The following is a 24697-nucleotide window of genomic DNA, read 5'->3' as shown; positions in this document are numbered from 1 at the left end:
CGTGGGGCGCTCAATGTCAAGAGCCCCGGCCAAAGAGCCGCGATCAGGAGCGCCGCCGGTTGCGCCGCCACCAGACGAACAGAACGCCGCAGAGCGCCGCGGCAAGCCCATACCAGGTGATCGCATATTGCAGATGGCTGTTCGGCAGGTCGATGCGTGTCACCCCGCCCACGGGCAAACCGCCGGCATTGGGCGAATCATCGGCGTCGACATAGAACGGCAGCACCCGGGCAGTGTCAGGCAGCCCCGCCGTACGCGCCATCGTGCCGAGGTCCTTCCAGTAGAAGATGTTCTGGCCGATGTTGTTGTCGGGGACGATGAAGGACGGCTTTTCGCCAATCCCGTTGCGCGCCAGCCCGCTGATGCGAACACCGCCGACGATCTGTCCTTCGGCGCGTGTTTCCGCGTCCTTCCGGTCGAAGGGCACGAACCCGCGATTGACGAAGATAAAGCGCCCGTCCTCGAGCCTGAGGGGGGTGTGGACGAAGTAGCCCGACTGTCCCTTCCAGGTTGCGAAATAGTGGCGCTCGCCCGTGTGCCGGAAGGCGCCCTCAACGCGCATGGGCCGGTACTCGACATCGCCGGTTTCAGCGTAGATGCGCTCGATGCTGGCGAGATCCGCCGGTTCTGCGTTGATCCGCGCTTCGATCTGCGCAAGCAGCGCCTCTTTCCATTGAAGCCGCTGCACCTGCCACGTTCCCAGCGCCAGCAGGCACATTAGCACGACAAGGCTCAGGAGCAGGAGAAGCCAGTTGAGGCTCGACCGGGAGGATTTGACTTCAGTCACGGCCATTATCGTTCGAGTTCCCCCTGCTCTGCCTTGTTGCGATATTGCAGTGCTATCAGCAGGCCCTTCATGAGGCGGAGAGCCGTGAGGCAAAGGACCAGCGCAAGCGGTATCCATATGAGGAAATGCACCCAGAGTGCAGGCCCGAGTGAAACCTCCATCCACAGCGCCAGCCCCACGACCAGAAAACCAATGATCAGGATAACGAACACTGCCGGTCCGTCCCCCGCATCGGCAAAACCGTAATCGAGCCCGCAATTGTGACAGCGGTGCCCGACCGTGAGAAAGCCGGAGAAGAGGCGCCCCTCGCCACAGCGCGGGCAGCGTCCGCCAAGTCCGGCGCGGACCGGATCGACCGGCGGCCAGATCGCCTGATCGACGACCGGCTCGTCACCGTGTGTGTTGTTCTGTCGCTCGGTCATGTCGTTTTAGTCCCGCGTCAGGTCAGGGAGAAGTAGGTCCATCCGGTTACATGCCCGTGCGCTCTAGCACGGCGGGTCCAGCCCGGTCGACGCCGCCCCGTGACGCATCCCACGGATAGGACGAGAATGCGTCCCAAAAAAGAAAGCGACCGGGCCAAAAAGAAAGCGGCCGGGTTTCCCCAGCCGCCTCTCGCATTCTCAGGCTGCCATATCAGCCATGCGCGACGGTCGCACCGGCCGAGGCCCAGACATAGACGAAAGTGAAGAGGAACAGCCACACCACGTCAACGAAGTGCCAGTACCAGGCAGCCGCCTCGAAGCCGAAATGCTGCTTCGGCGTAAAGTCGCCGGCCATGGCGCGCAGCAGGCAGACCAGAAGGAAGATGGTTCCGATGAGAACGTGGAAACCGTGGAAGCCGGTCGCCATGTAGAAGGTCGCGCCATAGATCGAGTCGGAGAAGGCAAACGGTGCGTGCATGTACTCGTAAACCTGAACACAGGAGAACAGAGCACCGAGTGCAACCGTTAGCACCAGGCCCCAGACCAGGCCCTTGCGATCGTCTTCGAGCAACGCATGGTGGGCCCAGGTCACCGTCGTGCCGGAGAGCAGCAGGATGATCGTGTTGTAGAGCGGCAGGTGGAAGGGATCGAGAACCTCGACGCCTGCCGGCGGCCACATGCCACCGGTGAACTGGGCGCGCGTTGCCTGCACCGCCTCGCCCGGGAACAGGCTCGCATCGAAGAAGGCCCAGAACCATGCCACGAAGAACATCAGCTCCGAGGCGATGAACATGATCATGCCGTAGCGCAGATGAAGCGAAACGACGCGGGTGTGGTGGCCCTCATGCCCTTCGCGGATGGTGTCGGCCCACCAGGAATACATGGTGAAAAGCACCAGGAAGAGACCGATCAGGAAAAGCCAGAAATTGGTCGCGGCAAGGTCCACACCGAAGATGGTGAACTCCGAGCCGTTGAGCGCCTTCATCCAGGCGATGCCGCCAATGGCCATGATCAGGGCGCCAAGCGAGCCAAGGAAAGGCCATGGGCTCGGGTCGATGATGTGATAGTCGTGATGTTTTGCGTGCGCGTCGGCCATGTCAGCCCCCGAGATTCTCGTTCTGATTGGTGTTGGTCTTGGGCGCGGCAGCCACCGGCGCCTTCTTCTCAAGCGGGAAGAATGTGTAGGAAAGCGTAATCGTTTTCAGGTTCTTCAACTCAGGCACGTTGACGATCTCCGGGTCGACAAAGAACACGACCGGCATGTCATAGGATTGCCCCGGTTGCAACTCCTGTTCCGTAAAGCAGAAGCACTCAACCTTGTTGAAATAGGCACCGGCCCGCGCCGGCGAAACATTGAAGGTTGCCGTGCCCGACGTGGGCACGTTCGAAAGGTTGCGCGAAACGTAGGAGATCTGCTTCGTTTCGCCGAGACGCAGCGTCACTTCGCGCTGTTTCGGCTGGAACTCCCACGGAACACCGTTTGTGTTGGCATCAAACCGGACGGTGATGGTCTGGTCCAGAATCGTATCGGAATACTGCTCGACACGCTGTGTGGTGCCGCCATAGCCCGTCACCTGGCAGAAAAGCTGGTAGAGCGGGACCGCGGCGTAAGCCATGCCGACCATGCCGCCAACCACGGCAACACACAGGATCGCCGCATTGCGATTCCGGTTTCCGGCTGCCGATTTCTGGCTTCCTTGCTCGCCGCTCATGTCACACCTCACATCGCACGCTCGAACAGGCCGGGACCGAGCTTGGCCAGACTGCCGATATAGACGATCACGACAAACACGGCGAGCGCGATGGCAAGCGCAATGGAGCGCTTGCGGCGCGCCTTGAGCTGGGCTTCGGTCGGCTTCATAAATTCCTTGTCCATCATGTCACCTCACGAAACCAGGCCAAGGCTGGCAAGCAGCCGGTCGGCGAGAAGCGCCGTGAACAGGACGAAAAGATAGAGCAACGAATAGCCGAACAATGCCTTGGCGGGCTTCATGGCCGCATCGCTCTCGGGCATGCGCAGCACCTGCCAGGAATACCAGACGAAGCCGGCCCCCAAAATGACCGCAACCGCGCCATAGGCAAAGCTCGCAAAACCTGCCACCACCGGCAGGATACCGCTTGCGGCGAGAAGCAGCGCATAGATGAAAATCTGCTTCTTGGTCGCGGCATGTCCGGCGACATTGGGCAGCATTGGAATGCCCGCGCGCTCGTAGTCGCCCGATTTGAAAAGCGCCAGCGCCCAGAAGTGCGGCGGCGTCCACAGGAAGATGATGAGGAAGAGCACGAGGCTTTCCATGCTCACCGTGCCGGTGACCGCTGCCCAGCCAACGACCGGCGGCAGCGCACCCGCGGCACCGCCGATAACGATGTTCTGCGGCGTCGAGCGTTTGAGCCACATCGTGTAGATCACGGCGTAGAAGAAAATCGTGAAGGCCAGCAGCGCCGCCGCCGTCCAGTTGGCCATCAGGCCGAGTGTGGCGACGGAAAACGCCGAGAGCACCAGACCGAAGCCAAGCGCCTCGCCCGGCGTGACGCGACCGGCCGGAACGGGCCGGCGGGCCGTGCGCCCCATCACCGCATCAATGTCGGCGTCATACCACATGTTGAGCGCGCCCGAGGCGCCTGCACCGACGGCGATGGCCGCGATGGAGATCATGGCGAGCAGCGGGTTCGGCACCCCCGGTGCCATCACCATGCCCACAAAAGCCGTAAAGACGACAAGCGACATCACGCGCGGCTTCAACAGCGCAATGAAATCGCCGGGCGCTGCCTCGGAAAGGCGCAGCCCCGTATCGTCCATATGCTCCTGATCAACCAGTGCCATGTTGTGCCTTCGTTCTGTTAATCGGTTGCGCGGCACATTCGAAGACGGGCCGCGCAACCTTCATGCTTTGTATTTGCCTGCGATCAGCGGATCTTCGGCAGCTGTTCCCACTGGTGGAAAGGCGGCGGCGAAGAAAGCTGCCACTCAAGCGTCGTCGCGCCCTCGCCCCACGGGTTGGCACCGGCCGGACGCTTCTTGGCGAAAGCCTCGAACACACCGAACAGGAACACCAGCACACCGATGGCCGCCAGATAGGAGCCGTAGGACGACACCATGTTCCAGCCGGCAAACGCATCCGGGTAGTCGATATAGCGGCGCGGCATGCCGGCCAGGCCCAGGAAGTGCTGCGGGAAGAAGATGACGTTCACGCCGATGAAGGTGATCCAGAAGTGAACGCGGGCGATGAACGAGTTGTACATGTAGCCCGTCATCTTCGGGAACCAGTAGTACCAGGCCGCGAAAATCGCGAACACGGCGCCCATGGACAGCACGTAATGGAAGTGTGCAACCACGTAGTAGGTGTCGTGCATGGCTCGGTCGAGACCGGCATTGGCAAGCTGCACGCCCGTCACACCGCCAACGGTGAACAGGAAGATGAAGGCGATGGCCCAGATCATCGGCGTGCGGAACTCGATGGAACCGCCCCACATGGTGGCGATCCACGAGAAGATCTTCACGCCCGTCGGAACCGCGATCACCATCGTTGCGAACACGAAGTAACGCTGCGTGTCGAGCGACAGGCCGGTCGTGTACATGTGGTGCGCCCACACGATGAAGCCGACGGCGCCAATGGCGACCATGGCGTAAGCCATGCCGAGATAACCGAAAATCGGCTTTCTCGAGAAGGTCGAGACGATGTGGCTGACAATGCCGAAGCCCGGCAGGATCAGAATGTACACTTCCGGATGACCGAAGAACCAGAACAGATGCTGGAACAGGATCGGGTCGCCGCCGCCTTCAGGCGCAAAGAACGTGGTGCCGAAGTTGCGGTCCGTCAGAAGCATGGTGATGCCGCCGGCCAGAACCGGGAGCGACAAGAGAAGCAGGAACGCGGTAATCAGCACCGACCAGGCAAACAGCGGCATCTTGTGCAGCGTCATGCCCGGAGCGCGCATGTTGAAGATGGTGGTGATGAAGTTGATCGCGCCGAGGATCGACGAAGCACCGGCAATGTGGATCGACAGAATTGCGAGATCCATTGCGGGGCCGGGCTGACCGGACGTCGAAAGCGGCGGATAGATCGTCCAGCCGCCACCCGTACCGTAAGCACCGGCCGGCCCCTGAACGAAGAGGGACATGAGCAGAAGAATGAACGCCGGCGGAAGAAGCCAGAACGAGATGTTGTTCATCCGCGGGAACGCCATATCCGGCGCACCGATCATAATCGGCACCATCCAGTTGGCGAAGCCGCCGATCAGCGCGGGCATGACCATGAAGAAGATCATGATGAGGCCGTGCGCCGTGGTGAACACGTTGAACATGTGCTTGCCGGCGTCGATGGCTGCATCGCCCTCGAAACCGTAGACCATGGCGGCAAGGCCATGGAAAATCTGGATGCCGGGCTCAGCAAGCTCCCAGCGCATCATGACGGACAGGAAGCCGCCGATGATACCCGCGCAGATGGCGAAGATCAGGTAGAGCGTGCCGATGTCCTTGTGGTTGGTGGAATAAACCCACCGGGTCCATCCGGTTGGCTTGTGTTCGCCATGGGCGTCTTGGGTTGTAGCGCCTGCCATTTCCTACCGCTCCATTTCCTCTCTAGACGTCTGCCGGCTCATTCGCCAGCAGACGCAACTTTCGTCTTGCCCTCGATCGCGGCCATCAAAGCCTTGTTGGCGCCGGCGAGGTCCTCGCCCGCGGCTGCGATCCAGGTGTCATATTGGTCTTGAGCCACAACGCGGATGGCAATCGGCATATAGGCATGGTCCTTGCCGCACAGTTCCGAGCACTGGCCATAATAAAGGCCTTCCTTCTCGGCCTTGAACCAGGTCTCGTTGATGCGGCCGGGAACGGCGTCCACCTTGATGCCGAAAGCCGGCATGGCAAAAGCGTGGATCACGTCGCTGGCCGTCACGAGAACGCGCACGGTGGCGTCCACGGGGACAACGATTTCATTGTCCACTGCCAGAAGGCGCGGATAGACGGACTTGTCTTCCTTGCCTGCGTCGGCGCGCTCGTCTTCCTTGAGCATGAGAGAGCTGAAGGAAACGGGCTCTTCAAGCTGGTATTCGTAGTCCCAGTACCACTGGACGCCGGTCGCCTTGATGGTGAATGCCGGCTCCTCCTCAGGCGTGTACTGCGCCGTCAGAAGCTGGAAGGACGGCACCGCCAGGAACAGAAGCACGATCACCGGACCAACAGTCCAGATGACTTCGATCAGCGTGTTGTGGCTGGTGCGCGACGGCGTGGGGTTTGCCTTTGCGCGGAAACGCAGGATGCACCAGGCCAGCAGGGCCATCACCAGAATGGTGATCGGCACGATGAACCACAAAGTGTATTCCTCGAACCAGGTGATCTCATGCATGATGCCGGTTGCGGCCGGTTGAAAGCGCATCTGCCAGGGCTCAGGTTGCGCAGCAACGGCGCCCGTGGCGAGAAACGGCAGAGTGGCAAGGCCAACAGCGATATTCTTCATAACCCTCGTCATCTCCCGTGGCGACACGGCAAGCCGGACGGTCCGGTTTTGCCGCAAAGGGAATTCTGGCTTTTTATAGGCGCGTTCAAACCATACTCTCATTTGAACCGCAAGGAAGGCGTTGGATGCGACGTGCGGCATTTTTGCGCCCCTTCGGCAGGCTCATACTGCCGTCCATATTGAAAGTGCAATAGCACAAAACGCCGGGGCGTCCCATTTCGGTCGGAATTGCCCGCAAATGTCATTATTGATTTCGCATAAACGGGTTTTCCCAATCTTTTGCCGACGCCATCCCTTTTCGCCAACCGCGATCGCAGGATAAATTGCCCTGATTCGTACGGGAGCCAGGAACCATGAGCACGTCCTTCCTCAAATGCGCGGCAGCCGCGCTCGCGATGACCGTTTTCCCCGTCCTGGGCGCGCATGCGCAGCAGAGCGGGACGGTTCGCTCGACTCATGGTGCCTGGTCGATCCTCTGCGACACGCCCGCCGGCGCCTCCAGCGAGCAATGCGCGATGATGCAGAATGTCGTCGCAGAAGACCGGCCGGAAATGGGCCTTTCGGTCGTCGTGCTGCGCACCGCCGATGGAAAGGCCGAGATCCTGCGTGTTCTGGCGCCGCTCGGCGTGCTCCTGCCAAACGGGCTAGGCCTCAATGTGGACGGCAAGGATATCGGCCGCGCCTATTTCGTGCGCTGCTTCCAGGATGGCTGCTATGCCGAGGTGATCCTTGAGGATCAGCTTGTGGAAACCTTCAAGACCGGCCAGTCCGCCACCTTCATCGTCTTCCAGACCCCGGAAGAAGGCATTGGCATCCCCGTCGACCTCAACGGTTTCGCGGAAGGTTTCGACGCCCTGCCCCGCTAATCGCGGAAGTTCCTGTTCAAGCTGCACTGGATTGCGTGCACGTGCTCCCTTAAATGAAAGGGAGTTTCGACAGGATATTGTACATGACCGCCAAATCGCTTCTCGACGCCTTCGACTGCTCCCCTGATCGTCTGAAATCCCTCATTGCCGACACGATCAGCGGCGCGGATGACGGAGAACTTTTCCTTGAATTCAGGGAAGGAGAAGCGCTTGTTTTCGACGATGGACGCCTGAAGACCGCCAGCTTCAACACCGACCAGGGTTTTGGCCTGCGCGCCGTTGCCGGTGAAGCCTCGGGCTATGCCCATTCCAGCGAGTTGACCGAAGCCTCGCTGCGCCGTGCCGCCGATGCCGTCTCGACTGTGAAAGATGGGTATTCCGGCAAGCTCGCCACCGCTCCCGCCGGCACGAATCAGCGTCTTTATGGAGAGGAGAACCCGATCGCCTCACCAGGCTTCGAGGAAAAAGCGAAGCTCCTGCAGGAAATCGATGGCTGGCTTCGAGCGAAAGACCCCCGTGTGCGGCAGGTCACCGCCTCGCTCGCCGCCTCATGGCAGCATGTGGAAATCGTGCGTGCCGACGGCCAGATCGCCCGCGACATCCGCCCGCTCGTTCGCGTCAATGTCTCCGTCATGGTCGGCGATGGCGACCGGCAGGAAACGGGCTCCTATGGCATGGGCGGACGCAAGAGTTTTGGTGAGTTTCTGGCCGAGGATTCCTGGCAGTTCGCCGCGAGCGAGGCGCTGCGCCAGGCGCTCGTCAATCTGGAAGCCGTTCCCGCGCCTGCCGGCACCTTCGATATCGTGCTCGCCAATGGCTGGCCGGGTGTGATGCTGCATGAAGCCGTCGGGCACGGGCTCGAAGGCGACTTCAACCGCAAGAAGACCTCAGCCTTTGCCGGCCTGATGGGCGAACAGGTCGCAGCAAAAGGCGTGACCGTTGTCGATGACGGCACCATCTCGGAGCGCCGCGGCTCGCTCACCATCGACGATGAAGGCACACCGTCGGGCCGCAACGTCCTGATCGAGGACGGAAAGCTGGTCGGCTACATGCAGGACCGCCAGAACGCCCGCCTGATGGGCATGGCCCCCACCGGCAACGGTCGGCGCGAATCCTATGCGCATGAGCCCATGCCCCGCATGACCAACACCTACATGACGGGCGGCGACAGGACGCCCGAAGAAATCATCGCCTCTGTAAAGAAGGGCATTTACGCCGTGTCCTTCGGCGGCGGTCAGGTGGACATCACCTCCGGCAAGTTCGTGTTCGGCTGCACCGAGGCCTACATGATCGAGGACGGCAAGGTTACCCAGCCCGTGAAGGGCGCCATGCTGATCGGCAATGGACCAGACGCCATGCACCGCGTTTCCATGGTCGGCAATGACATGACCCTCGACAATGGCATCGGCATGTGCGGCAAGGCCGGACAGGGCGTGCCCGTCGGCGTCGGCCAGCCGCATCTGCGCATGGACCAGATGACCGTGGGCGGCACGCAGACCTGATGGATTTCCAGCGCAGGTTGATCACACAGATTTCAAATGATACAAAACACCCTTCTTTGTATCACAATCTCGGCTGATTGCTACTTGTGTAACATTCCTTCAAGGTTTTGATACCCAACAGGCTCTTTGGTATCAAATGAACTTGGAACAGTTTTCTCCCATGGCCCCCGGCCATCTCGTCGATACGATTGAGAATGCAAAGGCTTTTGTGCCGGCACCTCTTCCGCCTGAGATTGATTTCGCATCAATCTTCAAGGAGTACGGTGCCGCGATGGCGGCGATCGGGATGCTGAATGCAAAGATGGTCCAGCTCAGCAATCCTGGCCTGATCATAAGGCCGCTACAGCGTCGTGAAGCACTGCTCTCGTCTGCAATGGAGGGGACATTCACGACCAGCGACGAGTTGGCTCTGCTTGAAGCTGGTGCGGAAGGGGCCGGAAAGGCTGATACGCGGGAAGTGCTCAACTACGTGAAGGCATTGACCCATTCGGTAGGCCTCATGAAACAGCTTCCCATTTGCCACCGGTTGATCCGCGAAGCCCATGAAAAACTTCTGACTGGTCTGTCAAATCAAAGGGGCGGTCACAAGCGTCCGGGTGAATACAAGAAAGAGCAGAACTGGATCGGCGGACCGACGCCGGCAAAGGCGAGATTTGTTCCTCCACCCCCGTCTGAAACAATGAAGGCGATGGATGAGCTGGAAGCATTCATCAACCGCGAGACGCCCGCCGACATTCCACCGTTGATCGAAGCAGCGCTGGTTCATTATCAGTTTGAGACGATCCATCCCTTCTCCGATGGAAACGGTCGGGTGGGGCGCATTCTCATCCCACTGATTCTTCTTGCCCGCGGTCTCATCTCCGAACCCGTTTTCTATCCCAGCGCCACCCTGGAAAGCCGGAAGGATACCTACATCGACCGCATGTTCGATGTCTCCGCAAAGGGGGATTGGACAAGCTGGATTCGCTTCTTCCTGAAGGCCTGTGAAGACACCTGCACCTCATCGGTAGAGGTAGTAGACCGGATGCTCAACCTACAGGCTGACTACCGAGAGCGAGCCATGAAAGAATTCAAATCAAACAACGTTATCATCTTGATCGATCATCTTTTCTCCTCCCCTGCGGTCAGCACACCGATTGTACAAAATTTGCTCGGTGTCACTCATCGAGCAGCCCGCATGACGATTGCAAACCTTGAGAAGATAGGAATTCTCGAAAAAATGGATGGCTTTTCGATGCCGGAGTTCTTCGTAGCAAAGGGAGTGTTGAGAGCAGGCAGCTAAAAGCCAGCCTTGGCATCCATCAGCGCCGCTTTGGCTTCTTCTCCAGAAGCGCCACCGCTTCCACATGCGGCGACCAGAGAAACTGATCGATCGGAACAATCCGCGTGACCCGGTAGCCCCCGGCCACAAGGATCGCCAGATCCCGCGCCAGCGTGCCCGGATTGCACGAAACCGCAGCCACCCGTTTCACCTCTGAACGCGCAATCTGCCGGCATTGAAACTCCGCCCCCGCGCGCGGCGGGTCGAACACCAGCCCGTCGAACTGCGCCAGTTCCTTCGTCAGCAGCGGACGATGAAAAAGATCGCGCTTTTCCGCAGTCACCGGCTTCAAAGACGGCCATTGCCGTGCGGCAATATCGAGCGTGACAAGCGCAATCGCATCGCCTTCAGCCGCATAGACCCGTGCTTTCTGCGCCAGCCGCAGCGCGAACGTGCCACTGCCGGCGAAGAGGTCGGCAACGTGCTTGCACCCTTCCAGGTGTTTGCTCACCAATCCGGCCATTGCCTCTTCCGCAGCAAGCGTGGCCTGCAAAAAACCTGCCGGCGGAATGGCCACCGGCACGTCTGCAAACATCACGCTGGGCTTCCGGCCTTCCACGATGATCTCGCCATCGGCCGAAAGCCGGGCAAATCCCTTTGCCAGCGCCAGATCGATCACCGCACGGCGCTGTTTTTCGCCAAGCCGCCCAGCGCCGGCGGCTGCAATGTCGAGGCCGGTGCGGGTTTCCGTCACCGTCAGGTGAAAGGGCTTTGGCGTCGCGGCTATGGCCTTTGCCAGAACCCGCAGGTCCTCAAGCGCGGCGACAATGCCGGGTGTTGCCACCGGACATTCCTCGACCACGACGATGCGATGGGATTGCGCGGCATTGAAGCCCAGAAGAACTTCCGAACCCAACCGCCTTGCGGTAAACGTTACTCGGCGGCGCGAATGCGGCGGGCAGGCAAGCGTCTCATCCACTTCGGTCTTGATGCCGCGTGTTGCCAGTGCGCCCACCACTTTCTCGCGTTTCCAGGCGAGATAGGCTTCGCTCTCGAGGTGCTGCACCGCGCAGCCGCCGCAATCGCCAAAATGCCGGCATGCCGGCTCCACACGCTCGGGAGCGGCCTTGCGCAATATGGTCTTTGCAGCGCGCCCCTTGCGCACGTCCGCTTCCACCACTTCACCCGGAAGAGCAAATGGCACATAGACGGGACCCGCCGGCGAGGCTGCCACACCGTCGCCCTGTGCACCCAGATGATCAATCGTCAGCGTTTCGCTCATTTGTCCTTGCGCCCGGCCAGTAGAAATTCGCGGTTTCCGTCTCCGCCTTCGATGGGTGATGGCGCAAGCCCTGTCGCCTGCCAGCCGGCATTCGTCCCCAGCCAATTCTTCAGATCGTCGGCAATCTCCTCCGCGCGCGCCGGATCGCGCAGCAATCCGCCCTTGCCGATCGCCTCCCGGCCCGCCTCGAATTGCGGCTTCACCAGAAAGATGGCGCGCGCTCCCGGCGCGGCAAGGGCGAGCGCCGGCGGCAGGGCGAGCTTGAGCGAAATGAAGCTCACATCCGAAACGAGAAAATCCGGTGTCCGCGCGCCCAGGTGCTCCGTGCCCAGGTGCCGTGCATTCACCCCTTCCAGCGCGGTCACGCGCGGATCGCCGGCAATGCGCGCATCCATCTGGCCGGTGCCCACATCGATGGCCGTGACATGGTCCGCACCGCGCTCCAGAAGCACCTGCGTGAACCCGCCGGTCGAGGCGCCGATGTCGAGTGCATGGCAACCTGCCGGGTCGAAACCGAAAACGTCGAGGCCGTGCAGGAGTTTCAGTGCGGCGCGCGAAACATAGGCGCTTGCCGGGTCGTCGACGGCGACCCCGGCAGTGGGCGCAACCGTCTGCCCCGGCTTTCTCGCCGGTGCTCCATCCACTTGCACTGTACCGCGCAGAATTGCATCGCGCGCGCGGGCGCGACTGTCGAAAAATCCACGTTCTACGAGAAACTGGTCGAGCCTCATGCCGGCGGTCCGCACGGCATCTTTGGACGGCGCAGTTCACCCCCCTCTGCCTTGCCAGGCATCTCCCCCTCAAGGGGGGAGATTGGAGGTGTCACTGGTCCTGCCAGACGATCAAGGGAGAGTGCTGCTTTCCTGCAGCCCGATCTCCCCGCTTGTGGGGGAGATGGCCGGCAGGCCAGAGGGGTGTAGACTGCGCCCCTCTTCGCCCTCGCCCTATTCTCATGCACGCGCTGCACTCTCGGCACTCTGCCCCAAGGCAGCAAACACGGTGCGCACAATCGCTCCTGCATCGAGCCCCGCATCCTCCACCATACGCTCGGGCCGGGCATGGTTGATGAAGCGATCCGGCATGGCCATGGGTCGCACCTTCACGCCGCTCTCAAGCAGACCTTCATGGGCCAGGAAGTTCAGAACATGCGAGCCGAAGCCGCCAATCGCGCCCTCCTCAATGGGTATCAGCACCTCATGCTCCAGCGCCAGACGCCGGATGAGTGCCGTGTCCAGCGGCTTGGCGAACCGCGCATCGGCCACGGTTGTCGAAAGGCCGGCTGCATCCAGTTCGTCCGCCGCCTTCAAACAGTCCTCAAGTCTGCTTCCGAGCGACAGCAGCGCCACCTTCGTGCCCTCGCGCATCACCCGTCCCCTGCCGAGTTCCAGCACTTCGCCGCGCTCGGGCATCTCCACGCCCACGCCATTGCCACGCGGATAGCGGAAGGCGATGGGGCCCTGATCGTGTTCGACGGCCGTGCGCACCATGTGCCGCAGTTCCGCCTCGTCGCTTGCTGCCATGACGACGAAATTCGGCAGGCTGGCCAGATAGGTGATGTCGAACGCGCCGCAATGGGTGGGGCCATCGGCACCGACAAAACCCGCCCGGTCGATGGCAAAACGCACCGGCAGGTTCTGCAGCGCCACGTCATGCACCACCTGGTCATAGCCGCGCTGCAGAAAGGTCGAATAGATCGCCGCAAACGGGCGCAGCCCCTCGGTTGCCAAACCGGCGGCGAACGTCACCGCGTGCTGCTCGGCAATGCCGACATCGAAGGTGCGCTCGGGGAACTCCTTCTCGAAAAGGTCGAGCCCCGTCCCCGACGGCATGGCGGCCGTCACAGCGACAATCCGCTCGTCCTCGCGCGCTTCCTGAACCAGCGACTGAGCAAACACCTTGGTGTAGCTCGGCGCATTGGCAGGCGCCTTGGCCTGCGCGCCGGTGATGACGTCGAACCTGTTGACGCCATGATACTTGTCGGCAGCGGCCTCGGCTGGTGGATAGCCCTTGCCCTTCTTCGTCACCACATGGATGAGCACCGGCCCGTTTCCGTTGTCGCGCACATTCTTCAAAACCGGAACGAGGTGCTTTAAGTTGTGCCCGTCAATGGGGCCGATATGGAAGAACCCCATTTCCTCAAACAGCGTACCGCCGGTCACATAACCGCGCGCGTGCTCCACGGCGCGCGTGATGGCGCGGTCGATACCCTCGCCGAGATAGGAAGTCAGCTTCTTGCCGAAATCGCGTACACCCTGATAGGTGCGCCCGGAGGCGAGACGCGCCAGATAGGCGCTCATCGCGCCCTGCGGCGGCGCAATCGACATGTCGTTGTCGTTCAAAATGACGATGAGCCGCGCATCGAGCGCACCGGCATTGTTCATCGCCTCATAGGCCATGCCGGCCGACATGGCGCCGTCGCCGATCACCGCAATCACATTGCGCTTTTCCCCTGCGAGCCCATGGGCAACGGCCATGCCGAGGCCGGCCGAGATGGACGTCGAGGAATGCGCAGTGCCGAAGGGATCGTATTCGCTTTCCGACCGCTTGGTGAAGCCGTAGAGCCCCCCTTCCTGGCGCAGCGTGCGGATGCGGTCGCGCCGCCCGGTGAGGATTTTGTGCGGATAGGCCTGGTGGCCCACGTCCCAGATCAGCCGGTCGTCCGGTGTGTCGAACACATAGTGCAGCGCCACGGTCAGTTCGACCACGCCAAGCCCGGCCCCCAGATGGCCACCGGTCTTCGAAACCGCATCGATCAGTTCCGCGCGCAGCTCGTCGGCAAGCTGGGGAAGGTCGTCCTGTGAAAGGCGCTTCAGGTCGGCGGGTGTGCCGACCGTATCAAGAAGGGGTGTGTCGGGCGGCGATTTCACGCGCGTCACCTCGGCTGTTTGCATCACTTCGACATAGGGCTTCGGCCACGCAAAGTAAACGCAATGCGATGAAACAGTACAGTTTCACCGGAACCTGATTTTCGAACCACGAATACAAAACAACCCCCGCACAAACAAATGTACAGAGGTTGCGGGCCCCGGAATTATTTCGGGCTCAGCCCTCGTCGAGCGGCTCGCTGCCGGCGGCCTGGCCTTCACGCGACAGGCGGATCTTCTCCACCTTGTCCTCGGCAGACTTCAGGAGCTGGTCGCAATGCTTCTTCAGCGCCTCGCCGCGCTCATAAATCCTGATCGACTGGTCGAGCGGCACATCGCCACGCTCGAGATCCTCAACGATCTTCTCCAGCGCCTCGAGCGCCTGCTCGAAGCTCATGCCCTTGATGTCGCTGTTGGCTTCTTCGGCCATCTCTTATCCCTTCAATAAACGGCCGACATGCGCAGCGACCGACACGGAAAGCCCCTGCAGGTCGTACCCACCTTCAAGCAGGCTGACAACCCGCCCCTGTGACAAACGGTCGGCCCGCTCCATCAGAACGCCGGTCGCCCAGTCGAAATCATCGGCTTCCAGATTGAGTTCCGCCAGCGGGTCGCGCCGGTGTGCATCGAAACCGGCGGAGATGATGATCAGGTCGGGCGCAAACCGGTCGATCGCCGGCAGCACCTTTTCGTCGAACGCCTCGCGGAAAGCCTCCGAACCGGAGCCTGCAGGCAGCGGCGCGTTGACGATGTTGCCGGCGCCCGTTTCATGGGCTGCACCCGTGCCCGGGTAAAGCGGCATCTGGTGCGTGGAGCAGTAGAGCACGCTCGGATCGTCCCAGAAGACATCCTGGGTTCCATTGCCGTGATGCACATCCCAGTCGACGATGGCGATGCGCTCTGCACCGTGTTTCTTCTGCGCGTAGCGGGCTGCAATGGCGGCATTGTTGAAGAGACAGAAGCCCATGGCCCGGTTCTTCTCGGCATGGTGGCCGGGCGGACGTCCGGCAACAAAAACGTTCCCGGCCTCGCCCGAAAACACGTCGTCCACGCCGGCCAGTGCCCCGCCGATGGCCGTCAGCGCGGCTTCCAGGCTCTTCGGACTCACGGTCGTGTCATCATCAATCACGGCCAGCCCCTCGTCCGGAATGCTGGCCTTCACCTTGTCGAGATGCTCGGCCGGGTGCGCGAGAAGCACCGTCTCTTCATCAGCCAGCGGTGCCTCAAGCCGTTCGAGATAGGCGAAGGGCTCGTCGTCCAGCCGGTCGACGATCACCCGCAGGCGATCGGGCCGCTCGGGGTGGCCGGGCGGTGTGAGGTGCTCACGGCAGATTGGGTGTGTGTAGAAGCGGGTTCTCATCCCATAAGTGTAGTGGCCAAACCATGGCTTGGCCATGATGGGTTGCCGCGCTTTGCGCGCATGTCAACAAGGTTTCACCCGGCTGGTTTTGCCGGCGTTGCACGTGAACGGACACCCACGGTTTCCAGCGCTCGTTCCTTCAATTCGCGGAACTGCCTTGATGCGCTGCTCAGCCGCTCATCCCATTCGCGATTGGGTGTCTGTCCCTCGATAACCTTGAAATAGACGGACATCAGCGCGGCAATGGCAAAGGGCTCGATGAGCGCGGCCTTCACCGCCCATGCGAAGACAATGGCCAGCACAAAGGCCCAGCCCGCCAGTTGCCCCGGCATGGCGTAGAGGATCGCTCCGGCCGGTGCCAGCATGACGAGGAAGACGACAAAAGTCAGAAGCCACATGAAGAGCGCCAGCCAGACAGCGTTCTTCAGCATGGTCCTGCCATTCTGGGCATAGAGCACCACGCCCTGCCGTGCGGTCTCGAACGGTGTGCTGGAACCGATGCGGATGTTGTAACCAAGGATGATCTCATCGACATAGGTAAGCGCAATGCGGATCACCGTGTTGACGAAACGCATGAGTGTGTCGAGGCCGGGAATGGGCAGAAAACCGGCAATCCCGCCCAGCAGTCCGGTCAAGACGCGAATCACGCCCTTTACGAGCTGATCGAGAACAAAAAGCACATTTGCCTCGGCAAAACGCGCCGTCACTTCCTGACGCGCATAGGTGATCTGGTTCTTGCCATCGGGCACATCCCGCCCGTCGATCAGATGCACCATCACCGCGATATGGCCGGCCTTGACGATGTAGAGGATGTATTCGCGTATCCAGTAGACGATTGCGGAAACCAGCCCAAAGCCGACAATGCCGCCCCAGAGCGCAAATGTACCGGGACCGCCGGGATCGCTCGAGATATGGCCCACACCGTAGCCGATGCCCGCCCCCGTTCCGGTGGCGAAGATATAGGCCGTCGTGATACCGAAATAGACCAGCATGCGCAGCACGATGAAAGGCCATGTCCGGCCCATGATCGCCAGCGTCCTGCCAATATCGAAATCCCACATGGAAAAGCCCCCTGCGAACAGCTCTCCTGCCGTTTCCCGGGGAGGATGAACGATGCGGCCGGATTGTCAACCGGAGGAAGGGGCGCCTGTGCGCAGACCTTCGAGCAGGCGCTTGAAGGCGGCGACGGCGCGCTTCGATGTCGCCTCGGGATCATCTGAGTTTGCTATCCAGAGCGATGCATGGAGGCTTGCGCCGCTGACAAGGCGCGCCGTCGCTTCCGGATCCGCCACATCAGCCTGTCCGTCCGCGACAAGCCTTTTGAGACTGTTCGTCAGGGAACGGATGCAGCCCGGCTGGTTGGGCCAGTTGAACGGATTGCCCAGAACCGCCGGCCCATCAAGCAGCATGATGCGCTGGATTTCAGGCTCCAGCGCCATCTCGATATAGCCAACGCATTCCTCCACGAACCCCTGCCAGGGGTCTGAAAAGCGTGCCGAAACACCGTTCAGCCGCGCCGACATTTCCGCATCGATCTGCGTGATGACCGCTTCCAGGAGGCCCTGCTTTCCGCCGAAATGGTGGTAGAGCGCTCCGCGTGTCAGGCCGGCTCCCGCGGTGAAATCGTCCATTGAGGCATTCGCATAGCCGACCCGCCCAAAGGCGTCCCGCGCGGCGGCGACGAGCTTGGCTCTGGTTTCAGCGATCATTTCACTGCGCGGTTTGTGCGCCATTCCAGTCTCCATTCACATACGCGACGTATATCAATTGACATACGCCGCGTATGCAATTATCTAATCCGCATACGCCGCGTATGTAAAACACTCCCGACCCCGCATCAAGGATCATTCCAATGCCTAACCCCTATCGCCAGATATTCAAGGCACCGGGTGCCAAGGGCTTCGCGGCTGCCGGTTTCTTCGCCCGCCTGCCCATTGCCATGGCGCCGATCGGCATCGTCGCCATGCTGTCGCAGACCCATGGCGAATACTGGCTCGCCGGTGCCGTCTCCGCCACCTTCGCCCTGACCAACGCCTTTGTCGCACCGCAGATCTCCCGCCTCGTCGACCGGCGCGGCCAGAGTGCCGTGCTGACGCCGTCTGCCACGATATCCGTCATCGCGTTTCTGGCGCTCATTGTCGCGGCAAACCGCGACTGGCCATTATGGACACTGTTTGCCGCAGCTCTCGCCGCAGCAACCATGCCCAGCATCCCGGCCATGGTGCGCTCCCGCTGGACGGAAATCTTCCACGGCCGCCCGGAACTCAACACCGCCTTCGCCTTCGAGTCGGTCGCCGACGAGCTGGTCTATATCGCCGGCGCTTCTCTCTCTGTGGGCCTGAGCGTCTCATTCTTCCCGGAAGCCGGGATGCTCGCCAGCACGCTCTTCCTTGCCTTCGGCACCGCGGCGTTCGTGCTGCAGCGCTCCACCGAACCGGGCATACGCCCTGCCGGAGACGGGCCGGCGCATTCCGCGATCCGCCTGCGCTCGGTCCAGATCGTCACGCTTGCCCTGATCTTCGTCGGTGCCATCTTCGCAACGGCTGAAGTCAGCTCCGTGGCCATCACCAAGGCCCTCGGCCAGCCAGGTGCCGCCAGCCTTGTCATCGGCGTCTACGCCGTTGGCTCGTTCCTGATCGGCATCGTCATCGGCGCGCTTAACCTCAAAATGCCCCTGCAGCGCCAGCTCGCGATTGCCGTGGCCGTCATCGCGTTCACCACGCTGCCGCTTCTCTTCGCCGATACAGTGCCTCTGCTCGCCGTGGCGGTGTTCGTTAGCGGCCTTGCCGTCTCGCCCACCTTCATTACCGCATTCGGCGTGATCGAGCGCCGCGTGTCTCCGGCCATGCTGACGGAAGGCATTACCTGGGTCATGACCGGTATCGGCATCGGCATGGCGCTCGGCTCGTTTGTTGCCGGCTGGGTGATCGATGCATTCGGGCCGCAGAATGGCTTCTGGGTCTCGGTGGCGGCTGGTTTTTCGGCCCTGTTGACGGTTCTGCTCGGCCAGAGGAGCCTCGCCGGCGAGCGTCGCGCCACGGCTGACGCGGCGTTCCAGCCAGCCGAGTAAAACCGGCTGACGCAGACGGGAGACAGGTCCGGATGAGCCGGACCTGTTTCACCGACTCAAACGATATCGGTCGAGGCGATCTCGATGCCGAAGCCTTCAAGCCCGACATAGTGCCGCTCACGCGAGGCCATCAGCTTGATGGAGGAGATGCCGAGATCCTTGAGGATCTGTGCCCCAAGGCCGATCTCGCGCCACTCGCTTTCCCGCCGCAGCGCCTCATCATGGTCCTCGCGATCGCTGCCTGCCGGGCGCCGCCGGTTCTCATGGGCAACGCCCACCGAACCTTCGCGCAGATAGACCAGAACGCCACGGCCAAGGCCGGCCATGCGGTTCATCGCCTCGCGCAGGCGCTCCTCCCGGCCGAACACATCCGCCATGACATCCTCGGTGTGGAGCCTGACGGGGATATCCACCCCGTCACGAATGTCGCCGAAGACGATTGCCACATGCTGCATCACTTCCCAGGGAAGCGTGTAGGCATGCGCTTTTGCCGGTCCGCTTGGCGTGTCGATGTCAAAACTCGCCACCCGCTCGACCAGCGTTTCCTGCCGCTGGCGATAGGCGATGAGATCGGCAACCGACACCTGCAACAGCCCGTTCTTCTCCGCAAAGGCCGAAACCTGCGGTCCGCGCATCACGGTGCCGTCATCGTTCACCAGCTCGCAGATGACGCCGATGGGGGGTAGCCCGGCGAGCTTGCACAGATCGACGGCAGCCTCCGTGTGGCCCGAGCGCATCAGCACCCCGCCCTCGCGCGCAACCAGCGGGAAGATGTGGCCCGGACGCACGAAATCACCCGGCCCCACATTCGGGTTCGCCAGATTGCGCACCGTCAGTGTGCGATCCTCGGCGGAAATGCCGGTCGTGGTGCCATGTTTGAAATCGACGCTGACAGTGAACGCCGTCGCATGCGGCGCATCGTTCTCGGCCACCATGGGCGCCAGGTTCAGCCGCCGCGCCTCGCCATGCGGCATGGGCGCGCAGACGATGCCCGATGTGTGGCGCACGATGAACGCCATCTTTTCCGGCGTGCAGTGCACCGCCGCAACGATGATGTCGCCCTCGTTCTCGCGTCCGTCATCGTCCATGACGACGACCATCTCGCCCTTCTCAAAGGCGCGCAGGGCTTCAACGACCTTCTTCTGGTCATAGGGCATGCAAAAAACTCCGTCAGATGCGGCCTGTCTGGCCGCGGTGGCGCAGGTAGTGATCGGCGATCGCGCAGGCAACCATCGCCTCGGCGATCGGCACGGCGCGGATGCCCACACACGGGTCGTGCCTGCCCTTGGTCAGAACGTCGACCTCATTGCCATCCCTGTCGATGCTCTGGCGCGGCGTCAGGATCGACGAGGTCGGCTTGACGGCAAAGCGCGCGACAATGGGCTCACCGGTGGAGATGCCGCCCAGAATGCCGCCAGCATTGTTGCTCAGGAAACGCGGCGTGCCGTCATTGCCCATCCTCATCTCGTCGGCGTTGTCCTCGCCGGTAATGCGCGCCGCCTCGAAACCGTTGCCGATCTCAACGCCCTTGACGGCGTTGATCGACATGAGATTGGCGCAGATTTCCTGATCGAGCTTGGCATAGACCGGCGCACCGAGCCCCGCCGGCACCCCTTCCGCCACCACCTCAATGACCGCCCCCACCGAGGAGCCGGCCTTGCGAATGCCATCGAGATATTCGGTAAAGACCGTAACGGACTTCGGATCCGGCGTAAAAAACGGGTTTTCCGCATCACCGATGAAATCCCAGGTCCAGTTCGCCCGGTCGATTTCCTTCTCGCCCATGGCAACCAGAGCGGCACGCACAGTCATGCCCGGCACCACCTTGCGGGCAAGCGCGCCGGCCGCAACCCGCGTTGCCGTCTCGCGCGCCGAAGAGCGCCCGCCACCGCGATAGTCGCGCAGACCGTATTTGGTCTCATAGGTGTAGTCGGCATGCCCCGGCCGGTAGCGTTTTGCGATCTCGCCGTAATCCTTGGAGCGCTGGTCGACGTTCTCGATCAGCATGGAAACCGGTGTCCCTGTGGTGATCAGCGTTTCACCATCCTCATCCGGCAGCACACCTGACAGGATCTTCACTTCATCCGGCTCGCGCCGCTGCGTAACGAAGCGCGACTGCCCCGGCCGCCGCCTGTCGAGCTCGGCCTGGATGTCGGCCTGCGTGAAACGAATGCCGGGCGGGCACCCGTCAACCACACAGCCAATGGCCGGACCATGACTCTCGCCCCAGGTGGTGACACGAAACAGATGACCGAATGTGTTGTGAGACATGAATGCAGGCTTCCACAGATCAGAAAGAGCGACCATTGCGCGGTTGCCGCTGGCCGGTCGCTCCGCTTCTATTGGCCTTTGCGAATGTGGTCAAACCGGATTGCTTAATGCGCAAGTTTTGACACATTTAGGTGGTTTAAGAAATCGTTCGAATCTGCGCCATGAGAACTGGTGCCCAAGTCGAAATCCGAGAGGTATGGAATGCGCATTTTCGCTGCAGCAATGGGCTTATTCATGCTCGCTTCCTCCGCCTTCGCCCTTGATGCCGAGGGTAAGGTCGCCAATGTCGACCCGGAGAAGCTGACCATCACCCTGGACAATGGACAGACCTACAAACTGCCGAGCGAAATGGACGTCTCCGCCATTGAACCGGGCATGAGTGTCATTCTGGCCTACCGCGAAGTCGATGACGGCGTGAAGCAGATCACCGACATGCTGTTGCCTGAATAATCTTCAGAGCCAGTCCGCCGCGCCGTTGTCAAACCGGAGAATCCTGTCCTGCGGGATGGCGAGTGCTGCGGCCTCGTCGCTCGAAGCATGACCCGTCAGATAAAGGAGCGACCGGATGACCCCGCCATGGGTCACGCACACCGTGGGGCCTTCTACTTCTTCCAGCCAGGGTTTTACGCGCTCGGCGAGCGCCTCATAGCTCTCGGCTGCTTCGCCGGGCGGCACAAAACCCCATTTGTCGCTGGAGCGCCCCGCCGTGCAGCCGGGTTCGGCAGCTTCCAGTTCGGCATAGGTAAAGCCCTGCCAGTCGCCGAAATTCAGCTCCATCAGCCGCGGGTCGGTCCGATAGCCTTCGCGCGGGAGGCCAAGCCCGGCACGCACGCGCTCCATGGTTTCGCGGGTGCGCCGCAGCGGGCTTGCAACGAAATCGAAGCCGTCAGCATCGTGGTTCAGAAGATCGGCAAGACGGACGCCATTGCGGTCGGCCTGAACCTGACCAACCGCATTGATGTCCGTATCGGCCTGTCCCTGCAAACGCTCTTCCACGTTCCACGCGGTCTGGCCGTGGCGGATGATGTATAGCAATGGAAGCACAATGCGCCTTCGTGCCTACTCCGTCACGACGGAGATGTCCGGAGCATCAACCGCCTTCATGCCGACGACATGGTAGCCTGAATCCACATGCAGCACTTCGCCGGTTACACCGCGCGAAAGGTGCGAGAGCATATAAAGTGCTGAATCACCCACTTCGTCGGTGGTGACAACGCGCTTCAGGGGCGAGTTGTACTCATTCCAGCGCAGGATATAGCGGAAATCGCCGATGCCGGAAGCGGCAAGCGTCTTGATCGGGCCTGCCGAAATCGCGTTGACCCGGATGTTGCTGCCGCCAAGGTCGACCGCCAGATAACGCACGCTCGCCTCAAGCGCTGCCTTGGCGACGCCCATGACGTTGTAATGCGGCATCACCTTCTCGGCGCCGTAATAGGTCAGCGTCAGGATCGACCCGCCATCGCTCATCAGCGGCTCGGCGCGCTTTGCAAGCGCCGTCAGCGAGTAGACCGAAATATCCATGCTGCGCAGGAAATTGTCGCGGCTCGTGTCGACATAACGGCCGGTCAGCTCGTCCTTGTCGGAGAAAGCGACAGCATGAACCAGGAAGTCCAGCCTGCCCCACTCTTTCTCAAGCTTCTTGAACACCGCATCGACGCTGTCCATGTCGGTCACATCGCAATGACCGGCGACAATCGCACCGAGTTCTTCAGCCAGCGGTTCAACCCGTTTCTTAAGCGCGTCGCCCTGATAGGTGAGCGCCAGTTCCGCACCCGCATTGGCGCATGCCTTGGCGATCCCCCAGGCGATCGAGCGGTTGTTGGCGACCCCCAGAATGAGTCCGCGCTTTCCGGCCATCAGGCCATTGCCATTTGTCATGGAATGGTTCTCCGAATTCAATTGCCGAAGCGTCATGCTTTCACCTGAAGGCGCGGCGCTTCATCATCCTGTGTTCTGCACCCGCACGTGCCGGCGATTCTCCGGTCGCGCAATGCGATAAACCGGCAGCCCTATCGCACAGCCCGGCCAAGGCATCAAGCAGATTGGCGGAACAATGCTTCCAGAGCAGGGTCTCCGCCTTCCGGCAGCATGATCTGGACATGGGCGTAGAGATCGCCATTGCCCTCGGTCTTGCGCGGCAGCCCACGTCCCTTGAGGCGCATCGCCTTGCCCGAGCTGGTCCACGCCGGAACCGTCAGCGCCAGCCTTCCGGTCGGCGTTTCGACAGGCACTTTGGCGCCCAGAACCGCATCACGCAGGCTCACCGGCAGGTCCACATGCAGATCGCGCCCCTCGACCCGGTAGCGTGGATGCGTCCTGAAACGCAGCTTGACCAGCGCATCGCCGCGCTCGCCGAACGGCGTCTCCTCGCCCTGCCCCTTGAGGCGGATGGTCTGCCCATCCTCCACATAACGTGGCAGCTTGACCGCGATGCGCCGTCCACCCGGGAAAATCGCCGTCACCTTGGAAGCCTTTGCCACGTCCTCGATGTCGACATCCAGTGTCGCGTTCAGGTCGCCCATGCCAGTGGGACGTCTGGTGCCACCAGCCGTACGGCGCCCCTGCCCGGTATGCCCTGCAGGGCCGCCCTGAGAGAATGCGTCGCCGAAAATCTGGCTGAAAATGTCCGCACCGCTGAAGCCGGCACCATCGGGACCGCCGCTTCTGAACTCGAAATGCTGGGCTCCGGGCCCGCCACGGCCGGAACGGCGGAAGCCCGCAAACGGGTCGCCCCCTGCACCGGCGCCTTCAAAACCAGCAAAACGGGGCTTGCCCTCGGCATCGATCTCGCCGCGGTCGAAAGCGCCGCGCTGCTTCTCGTCGCCCAGTATCTCATAGGCCTGCCCGATCTCGGCAAAGCGTTCCTTGGCCTTCGGATCGTCAGGCTTCTGATCCGGATGATATTGCTTCGCCAGCTTTCGGTAAGCCGATTTTATCTCCTTGGACGAGGCGTTTTTGGCCACGCCCAAAACGTCATATGGATTGCGCATGTGCAACTCTGTTCCTGGTCGTTCCCCATTATAGGGCAAAACGCTCGTGAATTCGGGATGTTGTTCACTATATGCGTTCGGTTAGGAAGAAATTCCAGACCTTCCACCGGTTTCGTTCGTCAAACCGCTTCAAAAGCCTGAATCTGCCACCCGAATTCCGGGCTTGGGCAAGCGGTGCCGCGATAAAGGCTTATCCCGTCGAAACTTTCGCGCGTGGTCACGAAGCGCCGGCACATCCCCTCATCATATATGTGAGAGATCACACCACGCACACCGTTTTCCTCATCGGCCCAGGAGAGCGGCGGCGCACCGTCGAGCATTTCCCCCATCTCGGCAACCATCGCATACAGCATCGCATCCGTTCCCACGGGCAGATGTGCGGGCGGGGTCGTTTCCGGGGCGGGGGCAATCGAACCGGTCACAACCGAAGGGTCGATGCCCGGCTCCTCCATATCCAGGGCCGACACGCTGCAACCGGCAAGAAGGGCGACCGCCACGGGGAAAAAAAGACGCCGGGAAAGCCGTAGAGCCAAGGCCATACCCCGAACTGGCGCTTGCGTTGC

Annotated in this window: 26 protein-coding genes; 5 read left to right on the top strand and 21 right to left on the bottom strand. The window is 61.6% G+C overall.

Annotated elements, in window-relative coordinates; genetic code table 11:
- Positions 1 to 43: 43 nt before the first annotated feature.
- The 8 genes from KUG85_RS09980 to coxB all read right to left on the bottom strand — a co-directional run bounded on the left by KUG85_RS09980 (position 44) and on the right by coxB (position 6668).
- Positions 44 to 793 (bottom strand): SURF1 family protein, encoded by a 750-nt coding sequence (locus KUG85_RS09980; RefSeq protein WP_223005067.1) that lies wholly within the window; start codon positions 791 to 793, stop codon positions 44 to 46.
- Positions 793 to 1209, bottom strand: a complete 417-nt coding sequence (locus KUG85_RS09975; RefSeq protein WP_223005066.1) for a DUF983 domain-containing protein — start codon at positions 1207 to 1209, stop codon at positions 793 to 795. Before KUG85_RS09975 ends, KUG85_RS09980 begins: the two co-directional genes overlap by 1 nt.
- Positions 1210 to 1420: 211 nt before the next feature.
- Positions 1421 to 2305: a cytochrome c oxidase subunit 3 gene (locus KUG85_RS09970; protein WP_223005065.1), complete on the bottom strand. Its 885-nt coding sequence runs from the start codon at positions 2303 to 2305 to the stop codon at positions 1421 to 1423.
- 1 nt (position 2306) lies between these two features.
- Positions 2307 to 2921 (bottom strand): cytochrome c oxidase assembly protein, encoded by a 615-nt coding sequence (locus tag KUG85_RS09965; protein ID WP_065816074.1) that lies wholly within the window; start codon positions 2919 to 2921, stop codon positions 2307 to 2309.
- Positions 2922 to 2929: 8 nt separating this feature from the next.
- Positions 2930 to 3085 (bottom strand): hypothetical protein, encoded by a 156-nt coding sequence (locus KUG85_RS09960; RefSeq protein ID WP_223005064.1) that lies wholly within the window; start codon positions 3083 to 3085, stop codon positions 2930 to 2932.
- A 9-nt stretch (positions 3086 to 3094) separates the two neighbouring features.
- Positions 3095 to 4033: a heme o synthase gene (locus KUG85_RS09955; RefSeq protein ID WP_223005063.1), complete on the bottom strand. Its 939-nt coding sequence runs from the start codon at positions 4031 to 4033 to the stop codon at positions 3095 to 3097.
- Positions 4034 to 4116: 83 nt separating this feature from the next.
- On the bottom strand, positions 4117 to 5769 hold the full coding sequence (gene ctaD / locus KUG85_RS09950; protein ID WP_007009826.1) for a cytochrome c oxidase subunit I: 1653 nt from the start codon (positions 5767 to 5769) through the stop codon (positions 4117 to 4119).
- A 38-nt stretch (positions 5770 to 5807) separates the two neighbouring features.
- Positions 5808 to 6668 (bottom strand): cytochrome c oxidase subunit II, encoded by an 861-nt coding sequence (gene coxB / locus KUG85_RS09945; RefSeq protein ID WP_083212925.1) that lies wholly within the window; start codon positions 6666 to 6668, stop codon positions 5808 to 5810.
- Between the two features lie 395 nt (positions 6669 to 7063).
- Between coxB and KUG85_RS09940 the strand changes: the two genes are divergently transcribed.
- From KUG85_RS09940 to KUG85_RS09930, 3 genes are all read left to right on the top strand, one after another.
- Entirely contained in the window at positions 7064 to 7534 is a 471-nt protein-coding gene (locus KUG85_RS09940) for an invasion associated locus B family protein (protein WP_244423510.1), read from the top strand.
- 83 nt (positions 7535 to 7617) lie between these two features.
- The gene (tldD, locus tag KUG85_RS09935) at positions 7618 to 9036 is read left to right on the top strand and encodes a metalloprotease TldD (protein WP_223005062.1); all 1419 of its coding nucleotides are present in this window, start codon (positions 7618 to 7620) and stop codon (positions 9034 to 9036) included.
- Between the two features lie 136 nt (positions 9037 to 9172).
- Positions 9173 to 10318 (top strand): Fic family protein, encoded by a 1146-nt coding sequence (locus tag KUG85_RS09930; protein ID WP_223005061.1) that lies wholly within the window; start codon positions 9173 to 9175, stop codon positions 10316 to 10318.
- Positions 10319 to 10337: 19 nt separating this feature from the next.
- Here KUG85_RS09930 and KUG85_RS09925 read toward each other — a convergent pair whose 3' ends face one another.
- The 7 genes from KUG85_RS09925 to KUG85_RS09895 all read right to left on the bottom strand — a co-directional run bounded on the left by KUG85_RS09925 (position 10338) and on the right by KUG85_RS09895 (position 17536).
- Entirely contained in the window at positions 10338 to 11579 is a 1242-nt protein-coding gene (locus tag KUG85_RS09925; protein ID WP_223005060.1) for a class I SAM-dependent RNA methyltransferase, read from the bottom strand.
- On the bottom strand, positions 11576 to 12310 hold the full coding sequence (locus KUG85_RS09920; protein ID WP_223005059.1) for a TlyA family RNA methyltransferase: 735 nt from the start codon (positions 12308 to 12310) through the stop codon (positions 11576 to 11578). Before KUG85_RS09920 ends, KUG85_RS09925 begins: the two co-directional genes overlap by 4 nt.
- A 219-nt stretch (positions 12311 to 12529) precedes the next feature.
- On the bottom strand, positions 12530 to 14446 hold the full coding sequence (dxs, locus tag KUG85_RS09915) for a 1-deoxy-D-xylulose-5-phosphate synthase (protein WP_223005259.1): 1917 nt from the start codon (positions 14444 to 14446) through the stop codon (positions 12530 to 12532).
- Positions 14447 to 14621: 175 nt separating this feature from the next.
- Positions 14622 to 14873, bottom strand: coding sequence for an exodeoxyribonuclease VII small subunit (locus tag KUG85_RS09910; RefSeq protein ID WP_025029491.1), 252 nt, complete (start codon positions 14871 to 14873; stop codon positions 14622 to 14624).
- Between the two features lie 3 nt (positions 14874 to 14876).
- Positions 14877 to 15803: a histone deacetylase family protein gene (locus KUG85_RS09905; protein WP_223005258.1), complete on the bottom strand. Its 927-nt coding sequence runs from the start codon at positions 15801 to 15803 to the stop codon at positions 14877 to 14879.
- Between the two features lie 74 nt (positions 15804 to 15877).
- Positions 15878 to 16864, bottom strand: coding sequence for a hypothetical protein (locus tag KUG85_RS09900; protein WP_223005058.1), 987 nt, complete (start codon positions 16862 to 16864; stop codon positions 15878 to 15880).
- A gap of 66 nt (positions 16865 to 16930) precedes the next feature.
- Positions 16931 to 17536, bottom strand: coding sequence for a TetR/AcrR family transcriptional regulator (locus tag KUG85_RS09895; RefSeq protein WP_090329658.1), 606 nt, complete (start codon positions 17534 to 17536; stop codon positions 16931 to 16933).
- A 119-nt stretch (positions 17537 to 17655) separates the two neighbouring features.
- Between KUG85_RS09895 and KUG85_RS09890 the strand changes: the two genes are divergently transcribed.
- A complete protein-coding gene (locus tag KUG85_RS09890) occupies positions 17656 to 18873 on the top strand; it encodes an MFS transporter (protein WP_223005057.1) in 1218 nt (405 codons plus the stop codon).
- Between the two features lie 56 nt (positions 18874 to 18929).
- Here the strand turns inward: KUG85_RS09890 and ribB are convergent, their stop codons facing one another.
- Positions 18930 to 20030 (bottom strand): 3,4-dihydroxy-2-butanone-4-phosphate synthase, encoded by a 1101-nt coding sequence (ribB, locus tag KUG85_RS09885; protein ID WP_223005056.1) that lies wholly within the window; start codon positions 20028 to 20030, stop codon positions 18930 to 18932.
- A gap of 13 nt (positions 20031 to 20043) precedes the next feature.
- A complete protein-coding gene (aroC, locus tag KUG85_RS09880) occupies positions 20044 to 21144 on the bottom strand; it encodes a chorismate synthase (RefSeq protein ID WP_223005055.1) in 1101 nt (366 codons plus the stop codon).
- Between the two features lie 234 nt (positions 21145 to 21378).
- Between aroC and KUG85_RS09875 the strand changes: the two genes are divergently transcribed.
- Positions 21379 to 21594 carry a DUF1344 domain-containing protein gene (locus tag KUG85_RS09875; protein ID WP_322098562.1) on the top strand — a complete coding sequence of 72 codons (216 nt, stop codon included), beginning with the start codon at positions 21379 to 21381 and terminating at the stop codon, positions 21592 to 21594.
- A 3-nt stretch (positions 21595 to 21597) separates the two neighbouring features.
- Here the strand turns inward: KUG85_RS09875 and KUG85_RS09870 are convergent, their stop codons facing one another.
- From KUG85_RS09870 to KUG85_RS09855, 4 genes are all read right to left on the bottom strand, one after another.
- Positions 21598 to 22188, bottom strand: coding sequence for a histidine phosphatase family protein (locus KUG85_RS09870; protein WP_223005053.1), 591 nt, complete (start codon positions 22186 to 22188; stop codon positions 21598 to 21600).
- A gap of 15 nt (positions 22189 to 22203) precedes the next feature.
- Positions 22204 to 23022: an enoyl-ACP reductase FabI gene (fabI, locus tag KUG85_RS09865; RefSeq protein WP_065816088.1), complete on the bottom strand. Its 819-nt coding sequence runs from the start codon at positions 23020 to 23022 to the stop codon at positions 22204 to 22206.
- A 155-nt stretch (positions 23023 to 23177) separates the two neighbouring features.
- Entirely contained in the window at positions 23178 to 24134 is a 957-nt protein-coding gene (locus KUG85_RS09860; RefSeq protein ID WP_223005052.1) for a DnaJ C-terminal domain-containing protein, read from the bottom strand.
- A gap of 119 nt (positions 24135 to 24253) precedes the next feature.
- Entirely contained in the window at positions 24254 to 24631 is a 378-nt protein-coding gene (locus KUG85_RS09855; protein ID WP_223005051.1) for an RT0821/Lpp0805 family surface protein, read from the bottom strand.
- Positions 24632 to 24697: the final 66 nt, after the last annotated feature.

The sequence above is a fragment of the Nitratireductor rhodophyticola genome, assembly GCF_019891355.1.
Classification (GTDB): domain Bacteria; phylum Pseudomonadota; class Alphaproteobacteria; order Rhizobiales; family Rhizobiaceae; genus Nitratireductor; species Nitratireductor rhodophyticola.
This window is presented reverse-complemented; position numbering and strand designations above follow the sequence as displayed.